Raw genomic sequence first — 26,631 nt, 5'->3', positions numbered from 1 at the left:
GCCGTTTTTATACATAGAAAAGAATTGAACGAATGGGTAAGGACAGGTATACTCTTAATAATCAGAAAGATTACGGGGAAAAAAAGAGAGCTAGGAGTGGAAACAAGCATGATTATAGATGTAAAAAATGTGACCTGGCAAAGAGACGAAACAACTATCCTGCAGGACATAAGCTGGCAGGTTCGCGAAAAAGAACACTGGTGTCTCGTGGGATTGAACGGTTCGGGTAAAACGAGTCTATTAAAAATAATCTGTGGTTATACGTGGCCTACATCTGGAGAAGTAAGTGTATTGGGGAATTTGTATGGAACGGTAGATTTGCGTGAAGTGCGAAAAACGATTGGGTGGGTCAGTACGGCCTTAATTGCCCAGCTCCATGATCATGAAACAGCTTATCGAATTGTTTTGAGCGGACGGGAAGCGACGATCGGACTATATTCGGTTCCATCAGACGAGGATAAGAAGAAGGCAGAGGAATTACTCCATACATTTGGCTGTGAAGCGTTAAAAAATCGCCCTTTTTCAGCATTGTCCCAAGGTGAACGCCAAAAGGTACTGATTGCTCGTGCATTGATGGCTTCACCAAAGCTGTTGATTTTAGATGAACCATGTACGGGTCTGGACCTCTTATCTCGTGAGCAATTGCTGGCCATGATCGAAAAAATTGCGGCTCAGCCTGATGGTCCAACTCTATTGTATGTAACCCATCATATCGAAGAAATTTTGCCATGCTTTACGCATACGCTTTTGCTCAAGGAAGGTACGGTTGATCAAGTTGGACCGTCTCAGGAGGTATTGACTGCTGATCGGTTAACACGGTTTTTTGGTGTCCCCGTACACGTCCAGAAGTCACAAGGACGTGCGTGGATTAGCCTCGGAGAAGAGGCTTCTGTGAGGTAAGTGTCAGTAGAATCAGCACGCTTGAGTATGATTGTGTATAATAGAAGTAAGGAACTGTATCTGGGAGGAGAGGAGAGATGGAGGCATGACCAATGCGATTGCACCGATCACGGACTCCACCTGGGCGATCATCACCTATGAAGAAGCATGGAATAGCTTTATCAACAGCTATGTGATCCAAAAGGGTGATGCGTTTGTGGTGATTGATACCCATCTGCGCAAGCAGCGTGCATACTTTCAACAGGCGCTTGAGGAGATAGGCGTCAAAGCTGAGCAAATTGAGTACGTTTACTTTACGCATCGACACGCGGATCATATAGGGAATGCTGACTTGTTTCCTTCTCGCAATAATTGGATTCACTTAGAGGATTATTATGAGCTGGACGATTTTTCGCAAACAATGTTCGGTCATACGTTTACCGGGGCTGGTGGTGACCTGCCAGTCCTCCGATTTAGACAGCTGCCATTTCATACAGAAGGCTCCGTCGCTTTTTTTGATCCGCAAAGCAAAGTCTGTTTTGTCGGTGATCATCTCATTTTTGGAGAGTCAAAAGCAGAGCTGGGACAAATCGTCGGAACCGAGGATGAATGCAGGACGGCGTATAAAGAATACGTCAAAGCTTTCGCACAGAAGGAACCTGAACGAGCGCTTGCCTACGCGGCTGGATTGGAAATTTTGTTGGATTGGCCAATCGAATGCTTGGCTACCGGTCATGGCTTAATCTTTCAAGGAGAGATCGTCCCTTTTATTCAAGAATTGATTTCACTTGTCAAACCATAAGCAAGTAAAAAAGACTTCTGTCACCAGTGAAGGTGGAACAGAAGTCTTTTTTTCGTTGAGTTATTTTTGCTCAATGGTGTAATCAAGGGCAGGATCAAAAATTTTAACCTGATACTTTTTGGTCATATCTTCCATCCACAATACACTGTTTTTTCGTCTGTTTTTTTCTTTCACTTTTTCTGTAATTTCCTTACGCCCTTCTTCTAAAGAAGAAATGTCGAGCTTATCTTTGTTCTTTTCATAATACTCTTTGATTTGTTCCTCAGTGACAGGATATGCCTTTTCAACCAGCTTGTCACGTAACATAATAAGCTTGGTCTTATCGCGAAGCCCTTGCTCATCCAAGCCTCTATCTTCCAGATACGCTTGGAATTTTTCAGGTGTTTTCGTTTTCTCTTTGACTTCGTTAATAACATCGTCTAATTCTTTCTCAGATACTGTAATTCCTTGAGCTTTTGATTCTAATTTAAATAGTTCAGTTGCAACGACATTCGTCATTGCATCCTTTCCAACATTTCCTTTCATTTCTTCATAAACTTGATTTTGAGTAATGTTCAAACTGCCAACCTTTCCGACAATAGAACCTGTAGAGTCAGTGGGTGCCCCGTTGGCTTGGGTAAATCCTATTCCAACAAGTCCAAGTATAAGTACAGATACAGTAAGAATGGTTACATCAAATTTTTTCATTAGAAAAATCCTCTCTTTCATGCATGTATGCTTACTATTGTAAGGCAGAATTACGGGGGGAAAATGAAAGCTTGTCTCTACAAGATTTACACAATTACTCCCCAATCAAAAACCGCACACGAAAAACGCATGTGCGGTCGTGTGAAACATAGCGGAGGGTGATTTTAGCCTGCCTCCGTATCGGCTTTTTGCCATTCCTCCAAACGTTTTTCCAGCTCGGAACGATTGAGATGCAAAAAGCTGGCCGACGATTTTCCCATTAATTGACGCAGGTAGGTGAGGGCATGCTCATAGTTTCCTTTGGCTGCCTCAATCTCGGCTAGGCAGAAAAGCTTCCAATCACGAGCGGATCGTTTGCGAGCTATAAGATTATACGCTTCGAGAGCGCTGTCGACCTCTCCCAAACGAGCATGTGAGCAAGCAATCAGCGCGAGTGAATCTGTCATGCCTTGATCACGCTGATAAATGCGAAATGCCACTTCTAAAGCCTCACTATAGCGTCCAGACGAATAGTAGACAACCGCCAGATTATAGAACAAATAGTGAATCATGGCTTGATTAAACAAAGAGGGCTGCTCTTTGCATACGTTTATTCCTTGTACAATAAACTTTTCCGCCAGTTCATAATTGCCACTCATGATTTCGTGAGTAGATTTATCCAGCATGGCTACTGAGCGCGAACGGTTCTTGCGATAAGAAGCATCCAGAAAGCGAAGCCGAACGTCCAGCCTGCGTTTAAACAGATTGGCCATATATTGGAAGCGAAAGGGCCAGTGGAGCCGAAGGAACATAACCATAATCACAGCTGCTAACCCTGCAAGTGTTGATGTCAAATTAAGACTAAGATAATCCACGTAGGGACACCCTTTCTATCTAACGCTACGTTCACTTACTCATCTTAGCACAGAACCAGTCCGCATGACAGAGCATTGCCGCTATTTCGTCAGTCGTAGAGTTCCTACTTGCCGCTTCGTAGAAAGCTGATGTGCTTTGACATAACTGTCCGAAACGGTGTAGATCGTGTCATTAATAGTAAGGATTCGATTAATATTTTTTTCGCTCTCGTACCAGCCATCGCCAGCCTTTTTCATGTCTTGCTCGTCGAGATGGGTAATTCGATTTGCAAGGGTAAAGCCTTTTTGTAAAGTGAGGTGATACACATATGCTCCCTGGAAAGTGAATTGGCCATAATCACGAATGTTACCTACAGCCTTTTGTTCTGGCGTCCATTCGTATACCGTCACAGGAAACGCCAAGAGGTCCTTTTCTTTTGAGAAGAGGAGAGCCTTGTGATTGTACAACAGCTCGGAATTCGTTCCTCGATCGCCAATTACGGTTTTGAATTTTTCTTTTGGATGAGAGACATCTGATACATCAAAGAGAGCGACCTTCATTCCTTGGTAATACGCCATGTCTTTATCTGATTCTGCTTCCTTGCCAAAACCGATAATATGGTTTTCGTCATAGGGATGGAGGTACTCACTGTAGCCTGGTATTTTGAGTGCACCCAGAATCGTTGGCGCTTTCGGCTTGGTCAGGTCCAGTACAAACAGTGGATCAACGTTTTTGAAGGTCACCATGTAGGCGCGATCACCCATAAATCGAACAGAGTAAATGCGTTCTCCTGGTGCGATTCCTTCCAGCTTGCCGTAAATGGAGAGCTCGTCGTCCAGCACATACAAATTGTTTTTGGATGTATATTCATCCGTACGCCACATTTCGCCGCTCGTGGTCGCTACCCGCAAATATCCGTCATGTTCATCTAGCGAAAATTGATTGAGTATACGGCCCGGGACAGCTCCTTTTCCGGAGTAGGTGAGCGTCCCATGATCCATGGCGAAACGATACACATTGGTGCTGATTTCGTTTGCGGGCACAACCATGATTTCCGGTGCAAAGGATTCTTTTGACTGGGTAGGCAACGAAGCAGCTTTATACTCGGTCACAGCGACATACAAATTTTCCTTTGAGGCATATATGTTTTCACCAGCGCCCAGGTACGTATTCATGGACATTTTTTGTTTAGGATCATCGAGGTTGACCCCTGCGACCATCAAGTAGTCGGGCTGTATTCGTTCAGGAAAGTACCGTATATCGCTGTAGGGAATGGTTTTATAGCCATCGCCTTGGACGCTGTCACGATAGATTGGACCCGGTATTTCTCCCTGCTCCTGAAGAATTCTGTACGTGTTTACATAGCTGTTTGCGGTCATGTACAGGCTTGCGCCAATTTTGCGGGAAGACAGATATTGACCTTCTACTTCGACCTGACGAGTGAGCTGTGGATGCTTTTTGTTCGAGAGATCGTATACAAGCGCTTTGACTGTTTGTTTTTCTGGCTGCCTGGGGATACCGATTTTGTATGCTTGAACGGAAGGTGCGCTCGATGCAGGAGTGGGTGACGATGAGACCTCAGTTGCTTGCCCGATCACGACAAGTCTTTTTTCATCGACGTACATCTCAAGCGGCTGGAACAATCCGTTCTCATACGTGATTCGTGATTCGACTTTCAGCTGATCAGCCGGGAAAGCCTTGATAATTCGCACTTCGGCATTCGTCGCTTGATAAAGATAAGTTCCGTCAGATTTGACAATGTCGGCTTCGTCTACCCCCTGTACCTGCGTGTTCGTCGTGGAATAGTCGGAGGAAGAATCCGGCGCTGCGGCCGCCATTTCTAGAGAAGCATTTTGCGGGGGGACGACGCTTTGCGGAGCAGTAACACCGTACTTGTACATGATGCTCGTTTCAGTTGTTTTCAGCAGTTTTTTCAACTGATCGTAAGAACCAACTACAGGAAGTCCGTCCTTATCTGCTGCTAGTGCTGTTGTTTCCTGCATGGCGCCATTTGCAAAAAGAAACGGCGTAATCGCTAGGAAGAGTGCAGCTGTTAAAAGGCTAACACGCCTTTTTTTCATAGTGATCCTCCTTCGGTCGTCTTCTGGCTTGAAAGCTTCCTGAGAATAAGACGATGTCACGCTCAGAAGTGTTTCACTTATATAGCTTTGGGCTGCAATCTACGGACAGGTAGGACAGCATGTGCTATAATAGTAGGCGGTTTAGGATACCAATCACACCACTTCGTCAAAAGGGGCGTCATAGATGGAAAACTTGAAGCAAAGCATCCTGGAACTGATTACCGATACCTCCACAAATCTGCCACCAGACGTACGTCGTGCTGTCAATGCTGCAAAAGTGAATGAAGATTTGGGTACACGCGCAGCGATCTCTTTGTCTACAATCACGCAAAACGTGGTCATGGCAGAAGAGAATGTTTCCCCAATCTGTCAGGACACAGGCATGCCGACATTCGAGGTAAAAACTCCAGTGGGAGTTAACCAAATTATCATTAAAAAGGCAATTAAAGAAGCAATTGTAGAAGCGACAAAAACAGGCAAGCTGCGTTCCAACTCTGTTGATTCCTTAACAGGAGCAAACAGCGGGGACAACCTCGGTCCTGGTACTCCTGTGATCCATTTTGAACAATGGGAAGAGGACGATATTGAAATCAAGCTGATCCTCAAGGGCGGCGGCTGTGAGAACAAGAACATTCAATATTCTCTGCCCTGTGAGCTCGAAGGCCTCGGAAAAGTGGGACGCAATCTGGATGGCGTTCGCAAATGCATTCTGCATGCGGTTTACCAAGCACAAGGTCAAGGCTGTAGTGCCGGCTTCATCGGAGTTGGGATCGGTGGAGACCGCACATCTGGATACGCACTTGCGAAACATCAATTGTTCCGCCGTGTGGACGATGTAAATCCAAACGCTGATTTGGCCAAGCTGGAAGACTACATCATGGAAACTGCGAACCAATTGGGTATCGGAACCATGGGCTTTGGCGGAAACGCTACGCTGCTCGGCTGTAAGATCGGTGTTGAAAACCGCCTGCCAGCAAGCTTCTTCGTATCTGTTGCGTACAACTGCTGGGCATTCCGTCGTCAAGGCGTACGACTTAACCCAGAGACAGGTGAGATCAAACGCTACCTGTATAAAGATGAAGTAGTGAAGATGGACCTCACTCCAGCAGCAACTGCTGAAGCTGGAGAAACTCGTCGTGAAGTTGTTCTGCAAGCACCGATTTCCGAAGAGCAAATCCGCAGCCTGAAGGTAGGCGACGTGGTCATCATCAATGGTGAAATGCACACAGGACGTGATGCCCTGCATAGCTACCTGATGGAAAACGATTGCCCGGTTGATATGAATGGCGGGATTATTTATCACTGCGGTCCAGTTATGCTCAAGGACGAAGCTGGCGAGTGGCATGTAAAAGCAGCAGGCCCTACTACCTCGATTCGCGAGGAGCCATACCAAGGCGATATTATCAAAAAGTTTGGTATCCGCGCTGTGATCGGTAAAGGCGGCATGGGTGCGAAAACGTTGAAAGCACTGGGTGAGCATGGAGCGGTTTACCTCAATGCGATCGGTGGAGCCGCTCAATATTATGCTGAATGCTTGGAAAAAGTAGAAGGTGTCGACTTCATGGAATTTGGTATTCCGGAAGCAATGTGGCATCTGCGCGTAAAAGGCTTTGCTGCGATTGTAACGATGGATTCTCACGGAAACAGCTTGCATGCTGATGTAGAAAAATCCTCCCTCGAGAAATTGGCTCAATTTGCAGAACCAGTATTCAAATAAGAAGATTGTGGAAAGCCTCTGGCGCACGGATAGTGCAGCTGGAGGTTTTTTTCGTAAAGATTCAGTTGATTTCTTCATCACTTCCGTTTACTATTGTCGAAATCATATAGGAACGGATTAACGATGTTGACGAAGAGCAAGTACGTATCAGATCATGAGGCCCAGAGAGTCGGTGGTTGCTGCGAACCGATCCTCACCTGATACCGAATGGACTTCTGAATCGCTTCGCTGAACAACAAGTAGGTGTTGCCGGGATTCTCTCGCCGTTATCAAGAGAGGAGTATCGCAAGGATTTCATATTTTTGCCGTACTTTAGAGTGAATCGCTTGTTGCGATTAAAAAGGTGGTACCACGATAACCTCGTCCTTTGTTGGGCGGGGTTTTTTGTATTCTTTGAAAGGGGGGATGTCCATGGATGACGGTTGGTGGTTCTCAAATGTACGCGACATAAGCCAATTATTAGGGAGGATCAGAAATGAAAGAGCGTATTTTAACAGGGGATCGGATTACGGGAAAGCTTCACCTTGGACATTACGTTGGCAGTTTAAAGAATCGAGTGGAGCTGCAACATCAATATGAAACATACCTGCTCCTAGCAGATGTGCAAGCACTGACTACCCACTTCGAAAACCCGGAGTTGATCAAACAAAACTTGCGCAATGTAGCGTTGGACTATTTAGCCGTAGGAATGAACCCGAATAAGGCCACCATATTTATCCAGTCGCTGATTCCGGAGATTGCTGAGCTTGCGACGTACTTTTCCATGTTTGTGACAGTCAATTCCCTTCGCCACAATCCTACGATTAAAGCGGAGGCTGTGGAACGCGGATTTCAGGATATGTACTATGGATTCCTTGGCTATCCGGTAAGTCAAGCAGCAGATATCACGTTTTGCAAGGCAACGCTGGTCCCGGTTGGAGAGGATCAGGTACCTCACATTGAACAAACCAGAAAAATCGTGCGGCGCTTTAACCAGCTGTATAAGCCTGTATTGGTAGAACCAAGGGCACTAGTTGGAGAGGTTCCACGACTCGTTGGACTCGACGGAAACAATAAAATGAGCAAGAGCCTTGGAAATTCCATTCAGTTGGATTCCACCGCGGAAGAGGTCAGTGAGAAGTTAAAAAAAGCCAAGACGGACCCTGCACGAATCCACAAAACGGATATCGGCAATCCTGAAGTATGTCCCGTCTATGCTTATCACCAAGCTTTTCGGGAAGAAGGCTCCGCTGAGATTTATGAAAGCTGCAAAAAGGGACAAATCGGATGTGCCGAATGCAAGCAAAAAATTACACAATCGATCAACGATTTACTAGATCCAATGAGGGAACGCAGAATTGTGTACCAAAATAATCCGAAAAGGGTCGATGAAATTCTGATGTCTGGTACAGAAAAAGCGCGACTTGTAGCAAAGGAAACCATGCAAGAAATACGTGAGGCAATGAGCATGAACTATTTCTAAGCAACACTTACGTTTATGGATCAAAAGTCGAGCCTTTGTAGGACAGCGCCTGCAACGGCGAATATACTGGGTATTTGACTATTCTTCGAAAAATGGGTATTGGTTTATTTCCACTAGGTCCAGGCGGGCATAGGTTAATAACGTATATAAAACCATGGAGGAGTGGTCATACGTGAACTATGTAGTCCGTTCGGGAGATACACTGAACAGCATCGCTTCTCGATTTGGCGTCCCGGTTCAGGAGTTGATCCGTGTAAATAATATTGCATACCCGTATTACATTTACGTTGGTCAAAACCTGTACATCCCGATTGCAACGACACCAGCACCAACTGATACCGTTGATCGCAGGCTTGACCGTTTGGAAAGACGTGTGGATGCACTTCGTGATGACTATACGAGACTGAGTGACCGCGTTGATCGCTTGGAAAATCGGGTTACCCGTTTAGAGACTCGTGTCACTCGTCTGGAGCGTCCAGCTCCACCACCGCCACGTCCAACGCAACCACCCCGTCCACGTCCGCCAGGAACTACGCAGCCGCGTCAATAGGCGCAGCTGAAGTAATTTTCCCTGTATTCTTGATTTCCACTTTCACCCTTTGTGCATATGGTGGTAGTAGAGATCAGAAGGAGGTGCGGCCATGTTTGGGATAAACGGAAAAAACGTAAGACACCATTTCATGGGCGTCTATGGAAAAGTGGTGCAGATCAGGGAACTGGTAGAAGTGATCGACCAAGTATTCGATTCGTTCCATAAAGTGAACATTATTAGTCGGACGATGCTGGGTCCGCGTAAATCCAGTGCGAAGAAGCTGGATCGTCTCCGCTGAATTTTGCAGAACCAAAACAGGAGAATGCAAAAGAACCGCTTCCAGTTTCATGGAGGCGGTTCTGTCAGTTTGCAGTTACAGTCAGAGCAGGGGTTTCCCGTGATGCTTCCTTACATCATTATTTGTTTCCTTGTTGCTTCATCGCATGCATACCCATACGAACCAATTCCTTGACCATGCTTCCGCCCAGTCGACCACCAATGCGGCCAGCTGCTTGAGAAGGGAGTTGGCCGTTATAGCCATGCTGGAGCGGGATATCCATCTCCTGGGCAATTTCATATTTTGCCTGGTCTGGGTTATCTACGTTTGCTACTCGGGCTTTCAGGGAATCAAGTCCGCTTCGAGCATGGGGGACGAGAGGACGTCTGCGTCTACTCATGTAGTATTCACCTCTGTCCATAGGATGCCCAATTAGACTAAAGCTTTACGCTTTGTAAAATCAATCTGCGGATAGTACGTATTGGCCACGAGCAAATTCGGTCCTGCACATGAAGCAGCAGGACAGAAGCAATTGGTTTTTTGGTTGAGTGTGTGCTTTTGCCATTTTGCAAACATCGGTTGTAATGATTCTGTCTGGATGTTGCCCAACGGCTCGACATCACCAAAGTCAGTTACAATCACTTCGCCGGTAAAAATGTTGATGTTGAGTCTGTTGCGTCCATCAGGATCATTACGGGTCGTGACATTTTTGGCTTCGCGCAGACGGCGGATCAGTTCGCGGTCAGCCTTTACTGGACTGCACGCAAAAAACGGCAACGTGCCAAACAGCATCCACAGCTCCTCATTGCGAACATCAAGCATCCGATGAACAGCCAGGCGAAGCTCTTCAAGAGACAATACATCCAGCTCACGCGCAAAATCACTGGCGTACATCGGATGCACCTCATGTCTTTTGCTGCCCATTTCCTGAATTTGTCGATGAAGAATCTCAAGTTTCGGCCATGTTCGATGATTCAGCATTGTCTCCGCAGAAACAAAAACTCCTGCCTCAGCAAGCTTCCTTACATTTTCGATCATACCGTGAAAAAGAGTTTCTGCCTGTTTGGATGAAACCGACTGTCTTGCTTTTGCGTAAACAATATCATGGAATTCTTCGGGTGTAGACCAGTTCCATGAAATGTGCATGACATCTATGTAAGGCAGAATCAGCTCATAGCGCGAAAACGGCATCGACATGTTGGAATTGATTTGCGTACGCAGACCGCGGCTTGTCGCATAGCGAAGGATCGGAAGAATCACTTCTTTCACAGTCCGCTCGCTGTACATCGGTTCTCCGCCTGTTATACTGAGAGTAAGCAGATTTTTTGCTTCATCTAATCGACGAAGAATCAGATCAACTGGCAGAGCGGGATCGTCCTTATATCGCAATGTATCACCAACTGCACAATGCTCACAGCGGAGGTTACATAGATTTGTGACAGTAAATTCGACGCTGGTTAGCTTATAGGCGGGCGGTGTCGCACCTAACAACGGCTCCCATGGATCGTGCCCAGGTGTTAGTGGTGTAGTTGGAACCATGCGGATCAATTGTGAAACCTCCTTCATACTGCGTACATTCAACCAACCTATTATAACGACATTAGAGCGGAAGGAGAATAGCTAACGAGATGATTATGGGAATGTCTTTTGGACGCGGGGTGCTTTTTCATGATCGCAATGTGCTGGCTTGTGCCGAAGTGAGAGATGGCGTCATTCATTTGTGGGCGGAAAAAATCACGATTCGGACGATTGGCAAGCTGTGGTACCGTATCTTTTTTTCCTTTCCGTGGTATTACCAGCTCTTTCACTTGATGCTTGCCGGTTATGTCGTAGCGACATTCGTAAATCCGGCTTGGGAAATCGTAAGTCCACTGTGGGTTGCGGTCTATTTCGGCGGCTTTCACTTTGTTTTTCCGCGCATGATGAAAAAATTTCACGGAGCAGAGCACAAGGTATTTAGCTACCATGGGAAAAAGTCCCTCACCGAACTAAATGAAATTGCGCGGGCAAACATCGTAAATGACGGGTGCTCAACGAATTTGGTGGTCTGGTTTTTCACTGGCTTTGTACTTTCGGCTTTCTTTTTGCCTCTGGAATACAGTATAGCTTGCGGAGTCATCGGACTGTTAGCAGGAATGTTTGGAGACCGAGTGTTGCGTAAATACTGTGGTTTTATTTACAGGCTCTCCGGCTTCTTTCAAAAATACTTCACAACCAAAGAGCCTGATCGCATCCATCTGGAGACAGCAATTCGCTCATACATTTTGTTTGAGCATATACGTGAAGTGGACCGGAAACAGGCAGCTTAATCTGTTTTTCTTTTTACATGCTCGACCACACAGAAGAGCTTGAAGGGTCGAGTCGACAGAAAAGCTGGTACGTATTGCGTCTACCATTCAGTGGGATTATTACGGTACTTTGGACAAACACCAACAAAACAGGAAAGCTTCACTTGAGCATTTTATACAAGCTTTTCGCGCCGATGTATCAAAGGAGAAATATGTCTCGGGTTTATTGCCTGACTTGCCTTTTGCAAATGATACATTTTCGTTGGTGATAGGGAGTCACTTCTTATTTTTATACCATCAGCAGTTCGATCAACCATTTCATCTAAATGCTTTGACAGAGCTCGTCAGGGTGTGCGCGCCAGGTGGGCAAATTCGCCTATATCCGACAGTTGGCTTAGATCAGCGGCCATATCCTCATATGGAGTCTCTGATAGACAGGATGGAGCAGCTGGGGTGCAGAGCGAGTCTCAAGCCGACGTCCTTTCGGTTTCTCCAAGGCGCAGAGCATTTCTTGCAAATTTCCAAATAAGCTACTAAAGCTGCTGCTAAAGCGGCTTTTTTTGCAGCGACGATAGTGTAAAGGACATGGCGTTGTCAGATTTTCTCATAAGGGGTGTGCATGTGAGGGGTTATACCGAGTTTCGGCCAACTGGAATTAAAACGGATTACCCGCACGTAGATTTAGTGAAAAAGCTCGTGACAGCGAGGGTACTGTTCGAGGAAAGGGTCGTGATGACGGTCCTAATTGATGTCGGAAAAAATACTGTGCAAAAAGAAGGAAGCTTAGCCGAGCTCTCCCATGCAGAAAGCTTGAACGAAAACGGTTTGCTGGATGATGAAATGTATGTGAGCATGTTTCGGCACTGGGCGAGAGTTTTTATCGAAAACGATAGTAACGATCCGGCAGCGTATTTTGAACAACTGGCAGAGAGCTGAGCCAATTCAGCCCCACTTGAGCGGAACAGCTGCTCGGAAAAACATAAATGACGAATGTATGTTCTTGTGTTATGATGAACAAAAAACAAGGAGTCATTTGGCCGATGGATCATGCTTTTAACGTAACATTAATGCATTTTGCAAATCATCATGAGGCTGCACTACAAATGTTTGAGCTCCCTGAGGAGCAAGAGCAGTTCACATCCCTTCCCCAAAAAGCCATGGAGGTAACAGCAGGGCAGCACCGGATTGTGATCATGGGCGATGAGAAGCCTGTAGGATTCTTCTTGTTGCACGCAACCGACCGGGTAAAAGAGTATTCGGAAAATCCGCAAGCGATGCTGTTAACCTCGTTTTCAATTAATCACGCCGAACAAGGCAAGGGCTATGCAAAACGGGGCATGCTTTTCCTACGTGAATTTGTGAAGGCTGAATTTCCGACCTGTAATGAGATTGTGCTTGCTGTAAATCATAAAAATATCCCGGCCCAAAAGCTGTATGTCCAGACTGGTTTTTCAGATACAGGCAAGCGACGAATGGGACCCATCGGTGAACAGCTGATCCTCTCTCTGGCGATTTGATCGGTCATGTTTCCAAACGAAAAAGATAAGAACGAAAACCGATTGCGCGTTTTAGTTCTTATCTTTTTTTCGAGAAATAAGGTTATACTCGCTCCAGCGGACTTTCCTCCAGCATGCGATACATTTTTCCTTTATCCACGTAGGATTGGCGAATCCGAATCAGCTCTTTAAAATCGGCTTCGGTCAGCTCGCGTTTTACCTTTGCCGGGTTACCGACGACGAGAGAGCGTGGTGGCACCTGCATACCAGGTGGGACCAGTGCCCCAGCAGCAACCATGGCGTCCTCGCCAATTTCCGCTCTGTCCATGATGATGGCGCCCATACCAATCAGTGCGCCTCGACGTACGATGCAGCTATGTAAAATCGCATTATGACCAACCGTAACCTCGTCTTCGAGGATAAGTGGATTGTTTGGGCTTTGGTGCAGGGTGCTGTTGTCTTGTACACTGACCCGTTTTCCGATGACGGTGGGAGCAATATCTCCACGGATCACTGTGTTGTACCAAATAGAAGAATCCTCGCCAATTTCTACGTCACCTGAAACGACAGAGCCTTTGGCAAGAAAAACAGATGGATGAATGCGTGGTTTATGATCCTCAAACGTAAGCAGAAGCATAAAAAATCCTCCTAGTTAGTGGGTATGCGGGCAATCCGTTTGCAGCGGACGAGGGTGTGTGATCGAAAAACGGCCAGATTTCACGTCACAATCAATCACGGTTCCCGTTATTTTTTCCACATCCACTTCTTGATAAAAAATGCGAATGCCATGCATTTCCTGGACCAGATCGCCAGGCTGTTTTTCTGTGATCGCAATACTGTAGGTGTAGCTGCCACACCCAGTAGTTGTAGGGACAAGCTTAATCCCTAACGCGTCTGCATCGCTTTCCTCCGCAATCATCAGAGCCAGTCGTGTGGCTGCATGCGGCGTAATGGTTATCACGGTCAACCCTCCTCGTAGCCTCTTTATTGTACTACAAGTTCGGCAAATGAACGAAGGGGAAGCAATGAGGTTGTTAGAATATGGCTGCTTTCCCAATGTCCATGTGTTGACCGACGTACACCCATGTGATAGAGTATGTATTACTGATCCCGATACGCAGGAAATGTGGGTAGTCGCTGCCGTGGTCGTTTCGACGATTGACGGTAGAGGAAAGTCCAGGCTCGCCCAGGCTGAGATGCTTGGAGTGTTCGTACCTGGTGCAAGCCAGGGCAGCTAGCTTGTCTAGCTGACGGCGTGGAAAGGGCTCTCTCTGAGGCCCGAGTACGCTGAAAGTGCCACAGAAACGTAGCTTTTCTGGCGACAGAAAAGATGGAACGCGGTAAACCCTGCGAGCGAGAAACCCAAATTAGGTAGGGGAACCGTCCCAAAGGAATCAAACAGAGGGGCGGATGGCATCCTTGGATGCCATAGATAGATGGCTACCGCTCTTGGTGCGAGGGAGTATATCCCGCTTGAAGCACGGGAGAGACAGAACCTGGCTTATAGCATTTCCTGCTGGAACGAAAGTAAAACCGTCTGATTTTCAGGCGGTTTTTTTGCGTTTGCTTTCTGCTGGAAGAAGTTCCCGGAAAAAATGGGTGCAACATTCTTAAGCATGCTCACGTCAAATAGAGCGCTCGGCAAAAAAAGTAGTTCTACGACTTGCACTTCTGACATTTGATCAAAAGGAGCATAGATTGGCGAGCGTCAGCGGATGTAAATACAAACATGGTGGAGGGATTCTTTTGCAGAACTTTAGGGCACGATCTGCCAAGGATTTGAAAAAAATACTAACAGGTGCGATATTGGCGGGACTTTTGGTCATACCGAATACAGGAATGGCCGCGACGTCGCTACCACTATCCGATATTGCTAAAAATGCGAACAAGGATGCCATTTTGAAACTGAATTATGCAGGTGTCCTAAAAGGGTACACGGACGGTACCTTCAGACCGGATAGAGAAGTGACACGGGCGGAATTTGCCAAGATTGCGGTTTTGGCGATGGGCTACACAGATGAACAGGCAAAAGTCATGCAAGGCAAGACGGCATTCAAAGACTTGCCATCTAATCACTGGGCGACTGGCTACATAAACCTTGCCGTTTCCCAAGGCATCATCAAAGGCTATCCAGACGGGACCTTCAAGCCAGAAAATAATGTAAAAGTTTCAGAGGCACTGACTGTTCTCGTCCAAGGACTGAAGATCAATGTAAATACGTCGACAGCTGGCGAGTGGTACTTCCCTTATTTGCTGGAAGCGGACAAAGTAGGGATTTATGGTAACGATGAGTCTCCAATAACAGCGGCAAAACGAGATGTGGTTGCAAAGTATACAGATCGTTTTATGGAAACTCCCGTGTACGCCAATGGCGCTTATTATGACAAGAACGGCAATGCCAAAGGAACCATTCAAAAGCTCCCGGTCATCAAAGGAACAGTCGCTTCCTACGATAAAACAAACAAGAAGTTCAGATTGATCGGTGAAAAAGACGACGTGACGATCTCGGACTCTGCCCAAGTATACGGCACGATTGTCGTAGGAGCTCGTGTTGAGTACATCGTGAAAAATGGCAAGGCGAATTTCCTGACCGTGGCGACGACTGAAGATGAAATCATCGAAGGCATCGTGAAGACAGGGCTGAATTTCACTACAGCCGTTGGGGATGAAAACAAATTTAAAGCAATCGTAGGCAATAAAGAAGTCATCCTCGAAGTAGAGGACGGAGTAAGCGTGTCGCGCTCCCAAATTGGCCAAAAGTTTGTTGCCGTAGTTGGTAAGAACGGCATCATTGAATCGATTAGCTTCAACAAAAATACAACGTCGGGAATCGTAGAGAAAGTTTCGACCGTTACCGGCTCCAATGCGAAAAAAGAAATCAAGCTAGACGGAACCACGTATGTATTGGATTCTAAAGCTACAGTAAAAGGAAAAGCACATCCAAAGGCCAAAGAGACAGCGGCTGACTACAGCGATCTGGAAAAAGGCGACCTTGTGGAGCTGACCTTGAACGTAGATGGAAAAGTAACAAACATCGTGTATACAAAGCTCTCTGCTACAGGCACGATTACTGTTGATACTGATGATAATCTGATTACGATCGACAAGGTCGACTATGACGTATTGCGCGATACCAAGCTGTACGTCGATGAAAAAAGAGTAGACGAACTGGATGAGTTGTCGAACAACAAGGTAGCGATTCTGACATTTGATGAAGATGGCAACCTGATTAAGGTTGAGCAAGGTGTCGGGGCAGCGAGCAACAAGCTGATTTCTGGCACAACTGGCTATCAAGCGGGCACTCCTGCCAAGCTTGCAACCATTAAAGTAGACGGCAAAACCTACGATCTGCTGACTACTGCCAAGCTGACGATTGATGGAAGTAGCGTCTCTTCTACCTCGATCAAACAAGATCAGCTCAATGATTATCGCATCATCACCTGGAAATACAACGTCGGAACCAATGATATTGTGGAGCTGACGCTTGAGAAGCAAACGGTAAAAGGTTATGTTACAAAGAAATCAGGCAATAAAATTACAGTGAACGGTAAAGTGTACGAACTGGCATCAGGCGTATCGATTGACAGCGATGCAGCAACAAATGATAAAGAGTATACGCTCGTATTAAATAACGCTGGAAAAGTTAAAGCGGTATCTGGCACAGCGAAAAAAATCAGCGGCTTGGTCGATTCAGTAGAGGTTCGCCATGAAAACGGCAGTGTCATTTCGGCAAAAGTAGAAGTCGATGGCAAGACTTACAAGGTGAGCCATGAGGATGCAGTAGAAGACGTAGATCAGTTTGAATACGTGACACTGACCCTTGATCGTGACGGAGAGGTCCTCGCTGCTTCTGTCCAAGGGAAGAAAACAAAAGAGGCGGAAAAATTCATCGGTATCGAATCCCGTGTGAATGGCGACAATTATGTATACTACGCGGATGATTCTACAAGCCTCAAGCTTACAAAGGATGCGAAAGCAAAATATTACGATGGCTCTAACATGAGTCTGGACAATATCAAATCGACGGATAAAGTTGATTTGTGGGTAAACGATGCTGGTCAGGTGTACGTCATCGTTGTCCTGAAACGATAAGTAAAGTTCACCATCATAAGAGGCGATCACTCTGCGACGAATAGTTGAGAGTGATCGCTTCTTTGTCATACAGTGGAAATTAAGACGGAAGTAAGAGAAATGTCGTAACATTCATGATAAAATGTAAGAAGAAAGAAAGAATTCTCTGTTTTTCAATTTGTATACACGGAAATAGTAAAAAGCATGGTGAACCTAATTGCGAAAGAGGGACTTGTCGTGAATTTTACCACACAAAAGGATGGCGTATTTCCTGGCGTTTGTTCGCTCGATTGTCCTGATCAGTGCGGCCTGCTCTTGCATAAGCAGGACGGCAAAATTGTAAAAATCGAGGGAGATCCAACTCATCCGGTAACCAAAGGAAATATTTGCAATAAGGTCAGAAACATGACAGCGCGTATTTATGATGAAAAGCGCCTCTCTTATCCGTTAAAACGAGTTGGACCCAAAGGCAGCGGTCAGTTTGCCAGAATTAGCTGGGAGGAAGCTATCGAAACGATCACCACACGCTGGCGTGAGCTGATTGAAACAGAGGGACCGACCAGTATATTGCCCTACAGCTTTTACGGGAATATGGGCAGGATTAACGTGGAGGGCATGGATCGCCGCTTCTTTTATCGCATGGGCGCCAGCCAGTTGGATCGGACGATATGCAACAGTGCAGGCGGAGTAGGCTACAATTATACGATGGGCGGTGCGTTTGGTACCGATCCAGAAGACACGATCCACTCCAAGCTCTTCCTCATGTGGGGAATCAACACCGTCAGTACAAATATGCATCAGGTGGTACTGGCAGAGCAAGCCCGTAAAAACGGCGCCAAAATCGTCGTGATTGACGTGCATAAAAATCAGACAGGTCGCTGGGCAGACTGGTTCATCCCGATTCTCCCCGGTACAGACAGTGCACTTGCTCTCGGAATGATGCATATTTTATTCGCAGAAAATTTGGTAGACGAAGCCTTTTTACAGCAATACACCGTCGGTCACGAGCAGCTTCGCGAGCATGTCGCACAGTATGATCCTGCTACTGTATCCGCAATTACAGGTGTACCAGTCGAAAGCATCTATCGCTTGGCAAGGATGTATGGCGAGACGTCACCTTCTTTTATCCGTATCGGAAACGGCATTCAGCATCATGACAACGGCGGCATGTGCGTCCGTACAATCGCCTGTCTGCCGGCGCTAACAGGTCAGTGGCTGGTGAAAGGCGGAGGGGCAATCAAAGGGAATAAAGGCTTCTTGGAGCACAACAAGCAAGCTGTACAGCGTCCCGACCTCCTCAAAAACAAACAGACCAGATTAATCAATATGAATGAACTCGGAAAAGCGCTGCTTGAAGCGGAGCCACCTGTTCGCTCCCTGTTTGTTTATACGAGCAATCCCGCCCTTGTTGCGCCTGAAGGAAACAAAGTAAGAGAAGGGTTAGCCAGAGAAGACTTATTTACAGTCGTCCACGATTTGTTTTTGACGGAGACAGCCCGCTATGCAGATATCGTCCTGCCTGCGACCTCCTCCTATGAAAATATGGATTTTTACACATCATATTGGCACCATTACATTCAATTACAGCAACCAGTCATGGAGCCGTATTACGAAAGCAAGTCCAATACAGAAGTATTCCGCTTGTTGGCACAAGCCATGGGCTACGACGAGCAGGAATTCCAGGATACCGATGAACAAATTATTCGGCAAGCACTCCATGAGAACCAGAATCCGCATATGGAAGGCATCACCTTTGAAGCGCTCGTCGAAAACAATTTCATGAAAGCAGCTGTTGCCGGTTATTTTGAAGGGAAAATGGCAACGCCAAGCGGAAAAATCGAATTGTATTCACAGCTTATGGCAGACAGAGGATATCCTCCTTTGCCGACCTACGTTCCGCTGCCTGATGATGGACCGTTTCCTTACTTATTTGTTCCCGGACCGAATCATAACTTTTTAAATTCTACCTTCTCCAACAATGAGAAGCACATCAAGCTGGAGAAGAGCACTCGTCTGCACATGAATAGTAGTGATGCGTCAAAAATAGGGATTGCAGAGGGCGACACGGTTCGTGTGTGGAATGACCGCGGGGAATGCGAGCTTGTTGTATCCGTTGGGGAAAATGTGCTCCCAGGTGTAGTAGTAAGTCAGGGGCTATGGGCAGATTCACCACAGCATTTTGTGAACGCACTGACTCCGGATCGGATTGCAGATATGGGCGGTGGAGCTACATTCTTTTCAGGTCGGGTGGATGTTGAAAAGCGCTAACGCCTGTCCAGCGCCTTTTCTGCTGAAAAAGGACAAACGGGCGTACTAGCATAAGCCCTTTTCCATACGGTTTATGGAGGAGGTGAAATTTCTTGGATGAGTTGCGTATGTTCAAGCAGTTCATTAGCTCGGCTGAGCATGTGTGGACGCAAATTGCATCCTCGCCGATGGGTAAGACTGTCTACACGGTGAATGGAGTAGATTACACACCGTTACCCGAAAAGTACAATTCGAAACGCAAGATCTCCCGGATTTTTCGGCGATATTGGGGAAAGCAATTAACGGAAGCAATGATCAGAAATCTTCAGCTGCGCTCTTTGAAGGGAAAGCTGTGTGTTCCATATGGTGTCATCCCACCTTTTCCTACCACTGTACAATCTGTACAAGTAAGAGCGAGCCTTCCCAATCAGCGGGTCGTCCAGGCGATTTTGATCGGAAAAGGCAAGAAAATCACTGTGGATTACCGACTGATCAAAACAGGAAATGCCACTTCCTTTACCATCATGAAGCGTTCTGGAAGACAGCTTGATCAAAGATATCGTCCAGCAAGACCAGTGGCTGCCGTGCCAAAACCGTTTATCAATCCAAAGGCCGCGCCGCAAGCAAAGCCCAGAGGCAAGAAAAAGCTCCTCAAAACCCCATGATTATGGGGTCGAGGAGTTTTCTTACGTTAGGTCATAATCGAAACGCGGTATTCGCGGAGCCAGTAATCCAATTGTCCTAGAAACGCAAACAACTGCGGGGTACTCATCAATTGGCCGAAGAAAGGAATGCTGGAAGCTTGTGCATCTGATTCTGCAATTTTTCGGATCGTTTTTACATCAACCAATTGCAGCAACGGCGAGGCAGGGTCATTCAAGATGTCTAGGAGCCAGACGCGCACTGCTTCTGTGTATGCTGGGTTATGTGTCTTGGGATAAGGACTTTTTTTGCGGTAGAGTACTTCGTCTGGCAATGTTCCTTCCATTGCCTTGCGCAATATGCCTTTTTCCCGATTTCCGTAATTTTTCATACTCCATGGGATATTCCAGACGTACTCTACGATGCGATGATCGCAAAAGGGGACCCGAGCTTCCAGACTGGCTGCCATGCTCATCCTGTCTTTGCGGTCTAACAGTGTATTCATAAACCAGGTAATATTGAGATAAAACATTTCCCGGCGACGTGCCTCCAGCGGATTTTCTCCTGGAAGCTGCGGCACCTCATTCAATGTTTCCTCATAGCGCATCGCCACATACTCTTCTGGCTTCACCCAGTCTCGAAGCTCGGGGGATAACCAAGAAGCACGTTCTTTGGTAGCCCTGGACCATGGAAACGTACCTGCATGCAGCAGATCCTCGCGGTGAAACCAAGGGTAGCCTCCAAACACTTCATCGGCGCACTCACCTGAGAGGACGACTGTCGTCTCCTTTTTGATTTCGCGACAAAATAAATACAGGGAAGCATCTACATCGGCCATTCCTGGTAGATCGCGGGCAATCGTAGCGATTTTCAAGGCATCGACGACTGCCTCGGTATCGAACTCAATCGTATGATGCTGGGTACCCAAAAATTCGGAGACAAGCTGTACGTAGGGAGCATCTTCATTTGGTTGAAAGGCGCTCGATTTAAAGTGGCGTGCATTGTCTACATAATCGATCGAATAGCTGTGAAGTGTGCCGCGCCCCTCACGCTTGAACGTATCGGCTGCGACAGCGGTGATGATGCTTGAGTCAAGTCCCCCGGACAATAGGGTAGAGACGGAAACGTCCGCTACGAGCTGACGCTGGATGGAGTCAGTTACCAATTCCTTGACGCGCATGGCGGTTTGCAGCACATCATCAGTGTGAGGACGGCTCTCTAGCTGCCAGTAGCGTTTTTGACGTACACCATCGCGGGTTACTGTCAGGAAGCAACCGGGCCGAAGCTCATGGACATCGTGGAAAACGCCATGACCGGGAGTGCGCGCAGGACTGATTCCGAATACCTCAGCAAGCCCCTCACGAGAGAGGACTGGCTTTACATCAGGATGGGCAAGCAAAGATTTTAACTCGGAGGCGAGCAGAAACGAACTGCCACGCTGCGCGTAAAAGAGTGGCTTTACCCCCATGCGGTCACGTCCAACAAACAGTCTTTGCTCGCGCTCATCCCAGATGGCAAAAGCAAAAATGCCGTTTAACCTGGTCAGGCAGTCGTGACCCCACTCCAAATAGCTATGCAAGAGCACCTCTGTATCCGAATGTGATTGAAAGGTATGGCCTGCGGCAATCAGCTCTTGGCGCAAATCCTCGGTATTGTACAATTCACCATTGTAAATCATCGTGCAGGCATGCTCGCTTTTGCATGCGGTCATAGGCTGCAGTCCACCGCTGGGGTCGACCACGACTAAACGGCGATGGCCGAATGCCACGCGGGAACTCAGCCAAAAGCCCTCTGCGTCTGGACCGCGTTTTGTCAGGCATTGAGTCATTTTCTGAATAACAGGCAGCTCCTGGGAAAGGTCCTTTTCCCAATCAATCCAACCGACAATTCCACACATCATGATCACCCTTCCCTGAAGCTTTTGCACACTCAGCGTATGCAAAAAGCCCAGATGAATTGTCTGTCCAGCAGGGAAATGACTAGAAAAAGCGGAATCTATAGAAGATTTACACATATTGGAGGATGCGGTGGACAATCTCACACTTTTACTCATTGAGAGAATGGGTATCCTTTTGACCTTGGCTTTTATTTTGACGCGAATTCCTTTGTTTCGTCAGTTATTGGACCGGGAATTGCACATGGGAACCTCGATTGCTTTTTCTCTCATGTTTGGCCTGTTCGGGATTGCGGGTACATACGCGGGAGTCGTGGTAGGGGAATCAGGCTATTTGCCGGCCTTCTGGATTTTTCAGCTAAGCACAGACGAAATTATTGCCAACTCGACGCTCGTTGGTGTCGTAATCGGTGGCTTGCTGGGTGGACCGCTGGTCGGCATGGGAGCGGGCATCATTGCAGGTTTTCACGTCCTTCAGATGGGCGGATTCGGTGCGGTGCCTATCGGGCTTTCTGTTCCGATTACGGGACTTTTGGCTGGATACGTAGCCCGATTCTTTTCACAGGAGCGTGTCATTTCACCATCGAAGGCGCTGTTCATCGGCATGTTTGCCCCTGTTATTCAAATGTCGCTGTTGTTGATCATGGCAGGACCACCTGATTTTGTTCGGACGATGGTCAATATCATTGGTGTGCCGATGGTCCTTACGAACAGCATATCCATCGCCATTTTTACAACGATGATCCGCGTTGCCTTGCAGGAAGAGGAACGATCGGCAGCATTGGAAGCAGAACGAGCCTTTAAGATAGCAGAAAGAATTCAGCCCCATCTGCAAATGGGCCTCACTCCACAAACGGCGCAAGCAGCAGCGTTGTTGCTCCAGCGCGAGGTGAAAGCGGCAGCTGTGGCAGTTATGGACCGCAAGCAGCTACTCGCCCACGTAGGAGCTGGGGCCGATCATCATTTGCCTGGAGCCCAGGTCCAGAGTGATTTTGAGCGGCGAGCAATGTTTAGCGGAGGAATTGAGAAAGGGTATGGCAGAGAGAGTATAGGCTGCGCGCACAAAAACTGTACGCTGCAAGCGGCCATTCTGCTCCCGATTCGTGAGGGAGGAAGCGTCATTGGCTTGATCAAGCTCTATTTTCGACGTCCTCAGCAGATTGGCAAGGTAGAAGAGGCTTTGGCGCGAGGACTTAGTAATCTAATCGCCAATCAAATGACATTGGCATTGACCGAAAAAATGAAGGGGCTGATGAAGGATGCCGAGCTGCGCATGCTGCAAGCCCAAATTCATCCACATTTTTTGTTTAACACACTAAATTCGATTGTGACGTTGATTCGTATTGATCCACAGCTTGCCCGTCATATGACAATTCAGCTAGGTACGTTCATGCGCCTTAATTTAAAGCTGACATCAAGTCCGCTTGTCTCTGTCAGGCAGGAGCTGGATCATGTAAATTCCTATCTGGAAATTGTGCGGATTCGTTTTTCCGAGCAGCTTGTGATCAACTGTCATGTCGACGAGGGGATAGAGGACGCGATGATACCGCCAGGAACCTTGCAGCCCTTAATCGAAAACAGTATCCATCACGGCTTGCAAAACACGCCTACTGGTGGCGAAATCAATCTGGCTGTGAAGAAAACAGATTCTCAGGTTGTTTTTGATCTGGAGGACAATGGCAGAGGGATTCCACCTGAGCTGCTGCCGATTTTAGGAAGCGTCCCGATGAAAGGCGGGGATGGCAACGGTATTGGTGTACATAACGTTAATTCTCGTTTAGTCAGCTTGATGGGGCCAGGAGCCAAGCTAGTTTTCAGAAATAGGCCAGAGGGCGGTTGTCATATTACATTTACGATACCGATTCAAAAAGAGGAGAGTGCCTGATGCCGATTCGTATCATGATCGCAGAAGATGAGCGACTAGCTCGTGAAGAACTGATCTATCTGTTGCAACAGGAGCAGGATGTTGAGCTGCTTCCTTATGCAACGAATGGACGGGAACTCCTGTACATGGTGGATGAGCACCAGCCAGATGTCGTTTTTCTCGATATCAAAATGCCAGAGCTAGAAGGCGACCAAGCCGCAAGAATGCTCACTTCTCGCAAGCAGCAGCCACTTATCGTCTTCTGTACCGCGTACGAAGAGTTTGCGGTCAATGCATTCGGACTTCGCGCTGTCGATTATTTATTAAAGCCGACAGAGCCGCGGAGATTAGCAGAAACGTTGCAAAGAATTCGCGAGCGCTTGGTCCAGCACAAGACGGAAGCCGTGCACGCGAAGCGCTCCAAGCTATTGGTCGAAGAAAACAACAGACTCGTCGTGATTGATCCTGCCACGATTGTATATGCGGTTCGCGAAGAGCGCTTTGTCCAGATCAGCACACAGACGGATACGTATACGACAAAAATGACGCTGACTCAGTTAGCAGAAAAGCTGAATGGCTATGACTTTTTTCGGACGCACAAAAGCTATCTGGTTAATCTTCAATTCGTCAAAGAGCTGGAGCCGTGGTTTAACGGCGCATACAACCTGACAGTAAAAGGTGATGGGCGGCTGCGGATTCCCGTTTCGCGTACGAGTGCAAAGGATTTGTTAAAGCGTTTGGAGCAATAGGGAGCATCATAACCGACTCGGTTTCATCGGGATTTGCTGCAGATTGTGATAAGGTATCTGCTTTTGACGCACGCTTCTGGACATCTTGCGCGCAAAAACGCCATGGAACGATCAAATTCTCTACAATGAGGGAAGCGCTTACAAATGTTTGTTGAAGAGGAGGAGATTCCAATGGGCAAGTCGGCCTCAGCGCACAAAGGCGATGGGCAGCAAAAAACGAGCAACTACTATGCAGCGGTCATCCAGTCGGAAACATTCAAGGAGCTTCTGAGGAAAAAAAGAGCTTTCATCTTGCCGTCATCTATCTTTTTCTTCGTATTTTACTTTACTCTTCCCATCCTGACCTCCTACTTCACGGTATTGAATCAGCCCGCCTTTGGAGCGATCACGTGGGCATGGGTCTTCGCTTTTGCCCAATTCATCATGACGTGGGGGCTTTGTATCCTCTACACCAAGCGTGCGGAACAGTTTGATCAGCTCGTTGAAAAGATCAAACAGGAGACAGGAGGCAGAGGCTAATGAATGTAACCGCATTTTTGCTCTTTTTGGGAATTGTGCTACTGACGTTGGTTATTACGTATTACGCTTCCAAAAAAACGAATACGACCAGTGAATTCTACACGGCTGGCGGGGGATTGACGGGCTGGCAAAACGGGCTGGCGATTGCCGGGGATTATATGTCGGCAGCGTCCTTTTTAGGAATTGCAGGTATGATTGCACTAAGTGGCTTTGACGGATTTTTTTACAGCATCGGATTTTTGGTAGCGTATTTGGTGGTTCTTTACCTAGTGGCGGAGCCGTTGCGCAACCTCGGTAAATACACGATGGCGGATATGATCGCAGCACGTTTTGACAATAAGCAGGTACGTGGTGTTGCGGCGCTCAACTCGATTGCCATTTCCATTTTTTACATGATTGCGCAGTTAGTGGGTGCTGGGGCATTGATCAAGCTGCTCCTGGGGATTGATTACACGACCTCTGTATTGATCGTAGGGGCACTAATGACTGTGTACGTCGTTTTTGGCGGCATGACGGCTACCTCGTGGGTGCAAATTGTCAAAGCGGTATTATTGATGGTAGGTACGTTCATCATTTCTATGATGGTCTTCGCCAAGTTTGATTACAACCTGATGAATATGTTTGCCCAAATGAAAACCGCGACACCATTAGGGGAGCAGTTCCTCAATCCGGGTAACAAGTTCAAGGTAGGGCTAGATACGATCTCGCTCAATATGGCGCTTGTTCTTGGGACAGCAGGCTTGCCGCACATTCTGATTCGCTTTTTCACCGTGAAAGATGCCACAACAGCGCGCAAATCAGTCGTCTATGCGACTTGGATTATCGGCGTGTTTTATGTGATGACCGTCTTCCTCGGGTTTGGGGCAGCCGCGTTTGTGGGAGCGGACAATATGGATGCAGCAGGCAATCTGGGGGCTCCACTCCTGGCTCAAGCATTGGGCGGCAACTTCTTGTTTGCCTTTGTATCAGCCGTCGCTTTTGCTACGATTTTGGCAGTAGTGGCAGGCTTGGTGCTGACAGCTGCCTCCGCGTTTGCACATGACTTTTATGGTCATGTCATTCGTCACGGCAAGGCAACAGAGAAAGAGCAAATGAAGATGGCAAAATGGGCATCGGTAGGTGTATCGGTTATTTCGATCTTGCTCGCACTGTTTGCACAAAGCTTGAATGTGGCATTCCTCGTTGCTCTTGCTTTTGCGGTTGCAGCGAGCGCCAATTTGCCAGTAATCCTGTTCACGATTTTCTGGAGACGATTTAATACGACAGGTGCTGTTAGCGGTATGCTGGTAGGACTGTTCAGCTCCTTGATTTTGGTTGCCTTGAGTCCGAACGTCTGGAATCCGGTTGCAGGTAAAGCGATATTGGTCGGTGAAGCGCTCTTCCCTCTGCCGAATCCAGGGATCGTCTCTATCCCTCTCGGATTTTTGGCTGCTTGGATCGGGACGATGCTCTCAAGCACTCGCAACGACACCAAGTACGATGAAATTTTGGTGAAAGCGAATACAGGAATGAAAGAATCGGCGTAGAACAAGTATCACTAGGAAACGCATGCCAATGAATGGAGGCTGGGGCGAACCCTCAGCTTCTTTT

Annotated in this window: 24 protein-coding genes, 1 other RNA gene and 1 other annotated feature; of the genes, 17 read left to right on the top strand and 8 right to left on the bottom strand. The window is 47.2% G+C overall.

Annotated elements, in window-relative coordinates; all coding sequences use genetic code 11:
• The first annotated feature begins 108 nt into the window (after positions 1–108).
• A complete protein-coding gene (locus SB752_RS26655; RefSeq protein ID WP_410718497.1) occupies positions 109–900 on the top strand; it encodes an ABC transporter ATP-binding protein in 792 nt (263 codons plus the stop codon).
• Positions 901–985: 85 nt separating this feature from the next.
• Positions 986–1,681: an MBL fold metallo-hydrolase gene (locus SB752_RS26650; protein WP_410718496.1), complete on the top strand. Its 696-nt coding sequence runs from the start codon at positions 986–988 to the stop codon at positions 1,679–1,681.
• Positions 1,682–1,741: 60 nt separating this feature from the next.
• Here SB752_RS26650 and SB752_RS26645 read toward each other — a convergent pair whose 3' ends face one another.
• From SB752_RS26645 to SB752_RS26635, 3 genes are all read right to left on the bottom strand, one after another.
• Positions 1,742–2,368 (bottom strand): peptidyl-prolyl cis-trans isomerase, encoded by a 627-nt coding sequence (locus SB752_RS26645; protein ID WP_410718495.1) that lies wholly within the window; start codon positions 2,366–2,368, stop codon positions 1,742–1,744.
• 164 nt (positions 2,369–2,532) lie between these two features.
• On the bottom strand, positions 2,533–3,222 hold the full coding sequence (locus tag SB752_RS26640; RefSeq protein ID WP_410718494.1) for a tetratricopeptide repeat protein: 690 nt from the start codon (positions 3,220–3,222) through the stop codon (positions 2,533–2,535).
• Positions 3,223–3,303: 81 nt separating this feature from the next.
• A complete protein-coding gene (locus tag SB752_RS26635) occupies positions 3,304–5,283 on the bottom strand; it encodes a beta-propeller domain-containing protein (RefSeq protein ID WP_410718493.1) in 1,980 nt (659 codons plus the stop codon).
• Positions 5,284–5,467: 184 nt separating this feature from the next.
• Between SB752_RS26635 and SB752_RS26630 the strand changes: the two genes are divergently transcribed.
• The 4 genes from SB752_RS26630 (at position 5,468) to SB752_RS26615 (ending at position 9,292) form a co-directional block, all read left to right on the top strand.
• Positions 5,468–7,000, top strand: a complete 1,533-nt coding sequence (locus SB752_RS26630) for a fumarate hydratase (RefSeq protein ID WP_410718492.1) — start codon at positions 5,468–5,470, stop codon at positions 6,998–7,000.
• Between the two features lie 117 nt (positions 7,001–7,117).
• Positions 7,118–7,371, top strand: a binding site (T-box leader).
• A 104-nt stretch (positions 7,372–7,475) separates the two neighbouring features.
• The gene (trpS, locus tag SB752_RS26625; RefSeq protein WP_410718491.1) at positions 7,476–8,462 is read left to right on the top strand and encodes a tryptophan--tRNA ligase; all 987 of its coding nucleotides are present in this window, start codon (positions 7,476–7,478) and stop codon (positions 8,460–8,462) included.
• A gap of 172 nt (positions 8,463–8,634) precedes the next feature.
• The gene (locus SB752_RS26620; protein ID WP_410718490.1) at positions 8,635–9,012 is read left to right on the top strand and encodes a LysM peptidoglycan-binding domain-containing protein; all 378 of its coding nucleotides are present in this window, start codon (positions 8,635–8,637) and stop codon (positions 9,010–9,012) included.
• Between the two features lie 91 nt (positions 9,013–9,103).
• On the top strand, positions 9,104–9,292 hold the full coding sequence (locus tag SB752_RS26615; protein ID WP_410718489.1) for a hypothetical protein: 189 nt from the start codon (positions 9,104–9,106) through the stop codon (positions 9,290–9,292).
• Positions 9,293–9,410: 118 nt separating this feature from the next.
• On the opposite strand, the gene SB752_RS26610 is transcribed toward SB752_RS26615, so the two are convergent.
• Together SB752_RS26610 and yfkAB are read right to left on the bottom strand one after the other, a co-directional pair.
• Positions 9,411–9,671, bottom strand: coding sequence for an alpha/beta-type small acid-soluble spore protein (locus SB752_RS26610; protein ID WP_410718488.1), 261 nt, complete (start codon positions 9,669–9,671; stop codon positions 9,411–9,413).
• A gap of 32 nt (positions 9,672–9,703) precedes the next feature.
• Complete coding sequence (yfkAB, locus tag SB752_RS26605) at positions 9,704–10,819, bottom strand: radical SAM/CxCxxxxC motif protein YfkAB (RefSeq protein ID WP_410718487.1); 1,116 nt, start codon at positions 10,817–10,819, stop codon at positions 9,704–9,706.
• Between the two features lie 80 nt (positions 10,820–10,899).
• On the opposite strand from yfkAB, the gene SB752_RS26600 reads away from it, so the two are divergent.
• The 3 genes from SB752_RS26600 to SB752_RS26590 all read left to right on the top strand — a co-directional run bounded on the left by SB752_RS26600 (position 10,900) and on the right by SB752_RS26590 (position 13,076).
• Entirely contained in the window at positions 10,900–11,580 is a 681-nt protein-coding gene (locus tag SB752_RS26600) for a DUF1385 domain-containing protein (protein ID WP_410718486.1), read from the top strand.
• A 600-nt stretch (positions 11,581–12,180) separates the two neighbouring features.
• On the top strand, positions 12,181–12,495 hold the full coding sequence (locus tag SB752_RS26595) for a hypothetical protein (RefSeq protein WP_410718485.1): 315 nt from the start codon (positions 12,181–12,183) through the stop codon (positions 12,493–12,495).
• Between the two features lie 104 nt (positions 12,496–12,599).
• Positions 12,600–13,076, top strand: coding sequence for a GNAT family N-acetyltransferase (locus SB752_RS26590; RefSeq protein ID WP_410718484.1), 477 nt, complete (start codon positions 12,600–12,602; stop codon positions 13,074–13,076).
• 82 nt (positions 13,077–13,158) lie between these two features.
• On the opposite strand, the gene SB752_RS26585 is transcribed toward SB752_RS26590, so the two are convergent.
• Together SB752_RS26585 and SB752_RS26580 are read right to left on the bottom strand one after the other, a co-directional pair.
• Positions 13,159–13,692 (bottom strand): gamma carbonic anhydrase, encoded by a 534-nt coding sequence (locus tag SB752_RS26585; RefSeq protein ID WP_410718483.1) that lies wholly within the window; start codon positions 13,690–13,692, stop codon positions 13,159–13,161.
• Between the two features lie 15 nt (positions 13,693–13,707).
• Positions 13,708–14,016, bottom strand: a complete 309-nt coding sequence (locus tag SB752_RS26580; RefSeq protein ID WP_410718482.1) for a HesB/IscA family protein — start codon at positions 14,014–14,016, stop codon at positions 13,708–13,710.
• Positions 14,017–14,177: 161 nt separating this feature from the next.
• Here SB752_RS26580 and rnpB point away from each other — a divergent pair.
• The 4 genes from rnpB to SB752_RS26560 all read left to right on the top strand — a co-directional run bounded on the left by rnpB (position 14,178) and on the right by SB752_RS26560 (position 20,038).
• Positions 14,178–14,564: RNase P RNA component class B (rnpB, locus tag SB752_RS26575), an RNA gene on the top strand.
• A gap of 237 nt (positions 14,565–14,801) precedes the next feature.
• The gene (locus SB752_RS26570; RefSeq protein ID WP_410718481.1) at positions 14,802–17,147 is read left to right on the top strand and encodes an S-layer homology domain-containing protein; all 2,346 of its coding nucleotides are present in this window, start codon (positions 14,802–14,804) and stop codon (positions 17,145–17,147) included.
• Between the two features lie 216 nt (positions 17,148–17,363).
• A complete protein-coding gene (locus SB752_RS26565) occupies positions 17,364–19,394 on the top strand; it encodes a molybdopterin-containing oxidoreductase family protein (RefSeq protein WP_410718480.1) in 2,031 nt (676 codons plus the stop codon).
• A gap of 92 nt (positions 19,395–19,486) precedes the next feature.
• Complete coding sequence (locus SB752_RS26560; protein WP_410718479.1) at positions 19,487–20,038, top strand: DL-endopeptidase inhibitor IseA family protein; 552 nt, start codon at positions 19,487–19,489, stop codon at positions 20,036–20,038.
• Positions 20,039–20,064: 26 nt separating this feature from the next.
• On the opposite strand, the gene asnB is transcribed toward SB752_RS26560, so the two are convergent.
• Entirely contained in the window at positions 20,065–21,912 is a 1,848-nt protein-coding gene (gene asnB / locus SB752_RS26555) for an asparagine synthase (glutamine-hydrolyzing) (RefSeq protein WP_410718553.1), read from the bottom strand.
• Positions 21,913–22,042: 130 nt separating this feature from the next.
• Between asnB and SB752_RS26550 the strand changes: the two genes are divergently transcribed.
• The 4 genes from SB752_RS26550 to SB752_RS26535 all read left to right on the top strand — a co-directional run bounded on the left by SB752_RS26550 (position 22,043) and on the right by SB752_RS26535 (position 26,567).
• Positions 22,043–23,794, top strand: coding sequence for a LytS/YhcK type 5TM receptor domain-containing protein (locus SB752_RS26550; protein WP_410718478.1), 1,752 nt, complete (start codon positions 22,043–22,045; stop codon positions 23,792–23,794).
• Positions 23,794–24,522 (top strand): LytR/AlgR family response regulator transcription factor, encoded by a 729-nt coding sequence (locus tag SB752_RS26545; RefSeq protein ID WP_410718477.1) that lies wholly within the window; start codon positions 23,794–23,796, stop codon positions 24,520–24,522. Before SB752_RS26550 ends, SB752_RS26545 begins: the two co-directional genes overlap by 1 nt.
• A gap of 171 nt (positions 24,523–24,693) precedes the next feature.
• Entirely contained in the window at positions 24,694–25,041 is a 348-nt protein-coding gene (locus tag SB752_RS26540; protein ID WP_410718476.1) for a DUF485 domain-containing protein, read from the top strand.
• Complete coding sequence (locus tag SB752_RS26535) at positions 25,041–26,567, top strand: solute symporter family protein (protein WP_410718475.1); 1,527 nt, start codon at positions 25,041–25,043, stop codon at positions 26,565–26,567. Before SB752_RS26540 ends, SB752_RS26535 begins: the two co-directional genes overlap by 1 nt.
• The last annotated feature ends 64 nt before the right edge of the window (positions 26,568–26,631 follow it).

Source organism: Brevibacillus sp. SIMBA_040, assembly GCF_046535075.1.
In the GTDB taxonomy this organism is placed as follows: Bacteria; Bacillota; Bacilli; order Brevibacillales; family Brevibacillaceae; genus Brevibacillus.
The sequence above is the reverse complement of the archived record's forward strand: the minus strand, read 5'-3'. Positions and strand labels throughout refer to the sequence as shown.